The organism is Candidatus Atribacteria bacterium, from assembly GCA_011056645.1.
Classification (GTDB): domain Bacteria; phylum Atribacterota; class Phoenicimicrobiia; order Phoenicimicrobiales; family Phoenicimicrobiaceae; genus Sediminicultor; species Sediminicultor quartus.
In genome coordinates, this window is record DSEL01000217.1 from 1 (window position 1) to 7,401 (window position 7,401).

A 7,401-nucleotide genomic window follows, 5' to 3' on the forward strand; every position below is an offset into this window, starting at 1 on the left:
CCATCTACCATAATAAGACGGAGTATGTAGCGATTTAAAACTAAAATACTAAAAATCAAATATCGTGTCTTTTAGGAGAGTTTGTGAGTTGACTTTTAACACAGTATCTAATTAATAATATCTTTTCACTTCGAACCGATATAATTTCACTTTTTCACCGGGATAAATACTTGCTTTGCGTTTAGCAATATCTACCTGTTCCTCTACAGTATCTACGCCTTCTAAATCAGGCAGCAATAATCCCTTTTTGTAACCACTGCTAACCAATACTCCATATTTTTTAGGGTCAAGTTCCGACGAGATATCATGAATTTCCTCAGGAGAAGATAATACATCCACTGAAATCGTGATACTATCTAATTCAGAAGTGGTTACCGGAGAAAAACGAGGATCATCAACAGCAGCACTAATGGCATTTTTTATAATCTCTTGAGCTATACTTTTTTGAGTAGGTACAAAAGTACCTATACATCCTCTCAAATTCCCCCCTTTTTTAAGTGAAACAAACACTCCCGCCTTTTGTTTAATCATTTTTTCGGGGAGGTCCGGAGGAGGAGTAATTATTTTCCCCTCTTTGATATAATTTTCTATAGTCTCCTTCGCCAATCTAACATAAGCACTATTTTCTTTTGCTACCATACTCGAACACCGCCCTTTATAAATATTGATCGATTTACCAATTTTCCAATTAATTAATTCACCGATCCACCAATTTATCGATTGACCGATTAAGATAGAGATTAATTAACCGATTACCCGATTTACCAATTCACAGATTCGCCAATTGTTCCATTAATTAGTCAATTGGTGCATTGGGAAATTGGCTAATAGGTTATTTAATTAACATATCCTGGGTAACTGCTCTCCAGTTAACATATCAATTATTCTTTTTCCACCAACGGCTGTATTTAGATAAACTTTTCCCTCCGATTTTTTTAATACTCTGCCGATAATTCTTGATTCTTTTCCGTATTTATTCTCTTTCATCTTTTTTAGCATATCGGGAGCAATTTCCGAGGGAATAAAAGCAACCAATTTACCTTCATTGGCAAGGTACAAGGGATCATAACCTAATATTTCACAAGCTGCTCTTACCTCTTCCTGAATAGGGATATCACCTTCGTTTATCTCTATATCTACCCTTGAAGATAAAGCTATTTCGTTCAGAGTAGTAGATAATCCTCCTCGTGTGGGATCTCTTAGCACATGGATATCTTTACATATATCTAACATATTTGCTACCAAAGAAGAAAGAGGGGCAGTATCACTCCTTATCTCTGTTTCAAATTTTAAACCCTCTCTTTCCGATAACACCGCAATCCCATGACTGCCAATATAACCGTTTATTAAAACTACATCTCCGACTTTCGCATTACTTCCGGAAATATTTACTCCTTCTTTCACTATTCCTACGCCCGAAGTATTAATAAATATTTTATCGGCAGCCCCTCTATTCACTACTTTGGTGTCTCCAGTCACTATATCAACCTGGGCAATCTCTGAAGCATCCCTGATACTTAAAACAATCTTTTCTAATAAATTTAAAGAAAATCCCTCTTCAATAATAAATGAGCAGCTTAAATACTTGGGAATTGCTCCACACATAGCCAAATCATTAACTGTTCCGTAAACTGCCAGTTCTCCAATGTTTCCTCCCTTAAAAAACAAAGGGTCTACTGTGTAAGAATCGGTAGTATAGGCTAATTTTAATCCCTCAATATTTAATATCGCACCATCATCAAGTCTTTCCAGATAAGGGTTATTAAAATTAGATAAAAACAATTTTCTAATTAGATTAAAAGATAATTTCCCTCCACTACCATGACTTAGTAATATCTTCTTTTCTTCCATTATTTTTCCCTTTCATATTTAGTCGTTAACAAGAGAAGTATATAGTAATACACACCTACTTACTAAGAACTAATAACTGAAAACTGTAAACCGATAACCAGTTTATATCTTGTATTTTTTGCTAACGACTAATTTAATTGTATTTATAGTAGGCGGAACAAGTGCCTTCGGTAGAAACCATACATGCTCCTTGAGGGTTTTCGGGAGAACAGACTTTTCTGAAAAGAGGACATTCGGGAGGCGTCATTACTCCTCTTAATACTTCCCCACAACGACAGTCTCCGGATTCTTTAGTCTCTTCTATTTCTATTTTAAATTTTCTTGCATTAAATTTTTCATATTCATCTTTTATCTCCAATCCACTAAAAGAGATATGACCTATTCCTCTCCAATTAGAATCTACTACTTGAAATACCTGGTTAATTTTATCTAAGGCGATTTTATTCCCTCCGGGCTTGACTGCCCTTTCATACTGTATTTCCACCTCTGCTTTACCCTCTTCAATCTGTTTGACCAACATATAAATACCCTGTAAAATATCCAGGGGTTCAAATCCACAGATTACACAAGGTATTTTATATTGTGCAGCAATAAAATTGTAAGGTATGCTACCGATAATAACACTTACATGCCCCGGGCAGATAAGGCCATCAATGTTTACTTCTTGACCCTCGATTAAAGCTTTCATTGCCGGAGGCATAATCTTTGCTACACTTAAAACAGAAAAATTATTAATCTTTTCTTTTTGTGCGGTTAATATAGCATGGGCTATGGTAGGAGAAGTTGTTTCAAACCCCACTCCCATAAATAAAACTTCTTTAGAAGCATTATCCCGAGCGATCTTTAAAGTATCTAAAGTAGAGTAAACTATCCTGATATCTGCTCCCTCGCTCTTTTCTTTTTCTAAAGTGGAGGTAGAACCAGGAACTCTGATCATATCTCCAAAAGTAGTTATAATAAAATTCTTTCCTCTAGATAGGGCAATTATTTCATCGATATTGGAAATAGGGGTAACGCATACTGGACACCCTGGACCAGAGAGAAGGTTAATATTAGAGGGTAAGATTTTCCGTATTCCATTTCTAAATATCGTAACGGTATGAGTTCCGCAGACTTCCATCAAGTTAATTTTCGTCTTGGAAATGCTGTTAATTTTTCTTATAATTTTCTGGGCTATTTCTTTATTTCTATATTCATCAACATATTTCAATCTAATTTTCCCTCCCAAGCTTTAAATATTTCTAAAGCTTTTCTCTGATCAATCACTTCGATAGCAAAACCAGCATGCAAAAGTACATAATCGCCCATTACAGCATGAGGAACAAGATCTATGCTGATATTCTTTATGATCCCGCCTATTTCTATTTCAGCAGTATGGTCATTAAATATTTTTTTTATTTTTCCCGGTATAGCTAAACACATCTTTTCCTTCCTATAAATAAGGGCTATAAATTAATTAATCAATTCACCAATTTGCCAATTAAATTAGTCGTTAGTCGTTAGTGAATAGTCGTTAGTATTAAATACAATTTTTTGGTCATTAGTTTTTGGTTTTTAAATCTTAAATCATCAGTAATTAATCTATCGGGTTTTCTGTCATTACGAACTTTGGATTTGTATAAACACCATCCGCTGATAATCTTCTGACCCCTGAATTCTGGCTCTTAATTTCCTTTCTCCACTCGATACGCGATACATTATTTATATCCTGCTACTACTGCTTGTCCCAGAGATATCCCTCCATCATTGGGAGGAACTTTTCTCTGAATATAAACATGAAAATCATTCTTTTCCAATAGAAAGATAATTTTTTCGGTCAGATAGCGGTTTTGAAATACCCCACCGCTTAAAGCAATTTTATTAATGCCGGTATTTTCTCTTATTTTACCACATAAAATAAGAGTAAACTCTGCAATCGTATTATGAAATTTAGCAGCTATTACCTTTTTATCTATTCCTTCTTTAAGATCTTTAATTATATCTACAAAAATTTCTTGGGGATCAATAATGAACTCCTTTCCTTCTTTATAGATGCGAAATTTATATTTCTCTTTTATTCCAGATGCACAAGAGGATTCTAGTTCCGTTGCGGCCTGCCCTTCATAATTTATCACATCTTTTATCCCAATTAACGATGATGCTGCATCAAAAAGACGTCCACAACTGGAAGTCAGCGGAGAATTTATATTTTTATTGATCATCTTTTCAATAATTGATAATTTAGCATAATCCATCCTGCGGAGAAAATTTATATCGAGTGTTTTGGTTTTTAAGCCAAAAATAGAATATAAATAACTATAAGCCATTCTCCAAGGCTCCATAATGGCTTTGTCCCCTCCGGGTAAAGGGAAATATTTTAAATGGCCAATCCGTAGATATGTCTTTAGATCGCATAATAAAAACTCTCCTCCCCATATATTGCCATCATCGCCATAGCCTGTACCGTCATAAGCCACACCAATTACTTTTTCTTTAATATTGTTTTCGACCATACAGCTTGCTATATGAGCATAATGATGCTGAACCTTGACTATTTTTAAGCCTTTTTCATTTTTTAGTTGCTCTGCATATTGAGTAGAAAGATAATCGGGATGAAGATCACAAGCAATAATTTCCGGATTTAATCTAAACATTTTCTTCAAATTCACCATAGATTTTCTAAAAAAATTTAAAGTGTCTTCACTCTTTAAATCTCCTAAATATTGACTTAAAAAAACATAATTTTCCTTTGAAAAACTAATGGTATTTTTTAATTCCCCACCCAAAGCCATTACTTCTTTCAACTTAAAATCAAGAATGATTGGATAGGGCACATACCCTCTTGATCTTCGAAAAAATACCTTATCACTATTGATGATCTTCAATACAGAATCATCACAACGATTAAATATATCTCTATTGTAGACAAGGAAAAAATCAGCAATTCCGTCTAATTTCTCCAAGGCTTCCTGGTTATCACTAATGATCGGTTGTTCGGCAATGTTCCCACTGGTCATGATTAAAGCGAGAAATTTATCTCTAAGTAAAAGATAATGAAGCGGGGTATAGGGTAACATTACCCCTAAATAATTATTATTTGGTGAAACCAAAGGAGAAATTAAGTTGTTTTTCTTTTTTTTTAAGAGGACAATAGGACGGGCTTGATTGATTAATAATTTTTCTTCCTTCTTATTCACTTCACAAAATTGATTAATCATTTCTAAATCGGGAGACATCAGGGCAAAGGGTTTCATTTCTCTATTTTTTAACTGTCGCAACCTTGCAACTGCTTTATTATTAGTTGCATCACAAGCCAGGTGGAAACCTCCCAATCCTTTAATCGCTCCAATTTTCCCCTTTTTTAAAAGTTTAACAGCTTTTTCTATCGGGTCAATATTTTCTACTCTTTTTTTATTTTGATAAAGAGACAACTGCGGACCACAATCAGTACAAGCATTTGGTTGAGTATGATATCTTCTATCCTCTATGTTTTCATATTCGTTTTGACATTGAGGGCACATTTTAAAAATACTCATCGTAGTTTTCTCGCGATCATAAGGAATATCTTTTATGATAGTAAAACGGGGCCCACAATTAGTACAATTTATAAAAGGATAACGAAAACGTCGATTTGATGTGTCATATAATTCTTCCAGGCAGTCCTTACATATACTTATATCCGGAGAGACTAATACAAAACCGTCTTCTTCTTTAACAATGCTCTTTTTAATGTAAAATCCTTGGTAACCTGTTAAGGGAAGTTGATTTACTTCTATTTTTTCAATCCTTGCCAAGGGAGGAAGTTCTTTTTTTATGTCACTGATGAAATGATTTAATTCTTCCGTTTTTCCCTCAATATCCATCTCCACGCCCTGATTTGTATTAAGGACCCACCCCGATAAATGACAATTTTGTACTAATTTATGAACAAAGGGTCGGAACCCGACCCCCTGTACAATACCTTTGATAATTATATTTTTTCTAACTTTCATCTCTTTTTTTTCTTACCTGTTCTTTTAACCAATCAAACCAGTTATTCAAACCTTCTCCGGTCTTACAAGAAATTTCAAATATCTTAATTTTACTATTTATATTTAAAGAGTCTTTCTTTATTTTGGCTATATTAAAATTTGTATAAGCCAATAAATCAATCTTATTGATTAAAACTACACTTGCTTTACGGAATATTACCGGATATTTTATCGGCTTATCGTCCCCTTCGGGTATACTCACCATCACTACCCTATCATCTTCTCCCAAATCAAATCCTGCAGGACAAACTAAATTACCCACATTTTCAATAACAAAAAGGTCAGTTTCTTTAAAGTTATAGTTGTTCAATACACCATCTACCATATTAGCATCAAGATGGCAAGCTCCATCAGTATTTATTTGAGTTACCGGAATATTATATTTTTCTATCCTCTCAGCATCATTGGCGGTTTGGAGATCTCCCTCTAGCACTGCAATTTTTATTTCATTTTTCAGGGAATCTATGGTCCTTTCTAAAAGGCTGGTTTTCCCAGATCCGGGAGAGCTCATTAAATTAATAGTATACACTTTATTTTTATTAAATAAATCTCTGTTTTTTTGAGCTATGCTATCATTGGCTTTTAAAATATTAGTAAAAACTTTTACTTTGGTCAAGATATGTACCTCCATTTAATTCAAAAATTTAACGTTTTAATTTATTCTTAAAAACTAAATTCGTATTTCATATTATAGCGTAAAGAGTGCAGTAGATAGTAAGAGCTGATTTATCAAGCCCTCAAAACTAGGGTCGAATGAATCCGACCACTACATTAAAAGCAATACTTTATATAAATCAAAACTCACGACTATTGACTATTCATTAACGACTTATTTTTAAAATACTTTTCTGCTAAAAGAATTGCTACAAAATCATCATAAGGACAAGACGGCACCCTTAAAGATAGGGGAATTATTTTAAGGAGACCTTTGGGAGGATTCGCCTGAAAGTATTTTTTTCTCGCTTTTAGAGTACTGAATTCTTCCTCTATTAAAACTACCTCTAATTGCGGAAAATGGTTTTTTAATCTCTCTTCTATCTTCTGGTAATTAGTTCCGTTTCCTAAACTAATTTTATTTATCTGATAAATATTCAGACTATCTTGTACTGTGTTCACTATTTTCTCTTTGGGAATTACTTCTCTTTGTAAAACACTCAAATTAGAGTTCACCACTGCATATCCACACTTTTTAGTCCCTGGATCAATAGCAATAATTATCTCTTCTTCCGGCATAATCTTTTTAACAACTCCTTAACTTAACCATTATACTTCTATCCTTTCGGGATGAGTATAAATATTCATTCTTTTTCCTCGAACAAAACCCACCAAGGTTATTCCTATTTCTTGTGCCAACGTCACAGCCCAATCTGTAGGAGCAGCTCGAGAAACAACTACTGGTACTCTTCCTATAGCAATCTTGGTTAAGATTTCTGAAGTGATACGACAAGAGGTTAAAATTATTTTATCCTCTCGAGATATATCTTTTAAAAAAGCCTCTCCTAAAATTTTATCGATGGTATTATAGCGGCTTATATCTTCA

The 7,401-nt window shown here is 33.9% G+C and carries 8 protein-coding genes; all 8 read right to left on the reverse strand.

Annotated elements, in window-relative coordinates; all coding sequences use genetic code 11:
• Positions 1-111: 111 nt before the first annotated feature.
• Complete coding sequence (amrA, locus tag ENO17_09970) at positions 112-639, reverse strand: AmmeMemoRadiSam system protein A (GenBank protein ID HER25357.1); 528 nt, start codon at positions 637-639, stop codon at positions 112-114.
• Between the two features lie 201 nt (positions 640-840).
• On the reverse strand, positions 841-1,851 hold the full coding sequence (hypE, locus tag ENO17_09975; GenBank protein HER25358.1) for a hydrogenase expression/formation protein HypE: 1,011 nt from the start codon (positions 1,849-1,851) through the stop codon (positions 841-843).
• 133 nt (positions 1,852-1,984) lie between these two features.
• The gene (gene hypD, locus ENO17_09980) at positions 1,985-3,061 is read right to left on the reverse strand and encodes a hydrogenase formation protein HypD (GenBank protein ID HER25359.1); all 1,077 of its coding nucleotides are present in this window, start codon (positions 3,059-3,061) and stop codon (positions 1,985-1,987) included.
• Positions 3,058-3,273, reverse strand: a complete 216-nt coding sequence (locus ENO17_09985; protein HER25360.1) for a HypC/HybG/HupF family hydrogenase formation chaperone — start codon at positions 3,271-3,273, stop codon at positions 3,058-3,060. The genes hypD and ENO17_09985 overlap by 4 nt, the downstream gene beginning before the upstream one ends.
• A gap of 275 nt (positions 3,274-3,548) precedes the next feature.
• Positions 3,549-5,822: a carbamoyltransferase HypF gene (gene hypF, locus ENO17_09990; protein ID HER25361.1), complete on the reverse strand. Its 2,274-nt coding sequence runs from the start codon at positions 5,820-5,822 to the stop codon at positions 3,549-3,551.
• Positions 5,812-6,477: a hydrogenase accessory protein HypB gene (hypB, locus tag ENO17_09995; GenBank protein ID HER25362.1), complete on the reverse strand. Its 666-nt coding sequence runs from the start codon at positions 6,475-6,477 to the stop codon at positions 5,812-5,814. The genes hypF and hypB overlap by 11 nt, the downstream gene beginning before the upstream one ends.
• A gap of 191 nt (positions 6,478-6,668) precedes the next feature.
• Positions 6,669-7,094, reverse strand: coding sequence for a resolvase (locus ENO17_10000; GenBank protein ID HER25363.1), 426 nt, complete (start codon positions 7,092-7,094; stop codon positions 6,669-6,671).
• A 30-nt stretch (positions 7,095-7,124) separates the two neighbouring features.
• Positions 7,125-7,401 (reverse strand): sulfurtransferase FdhD (locus ENO17_10005; protein ID HER25364.1); only part of this gene is annotated, 277 nt, incomplete at its 5' end.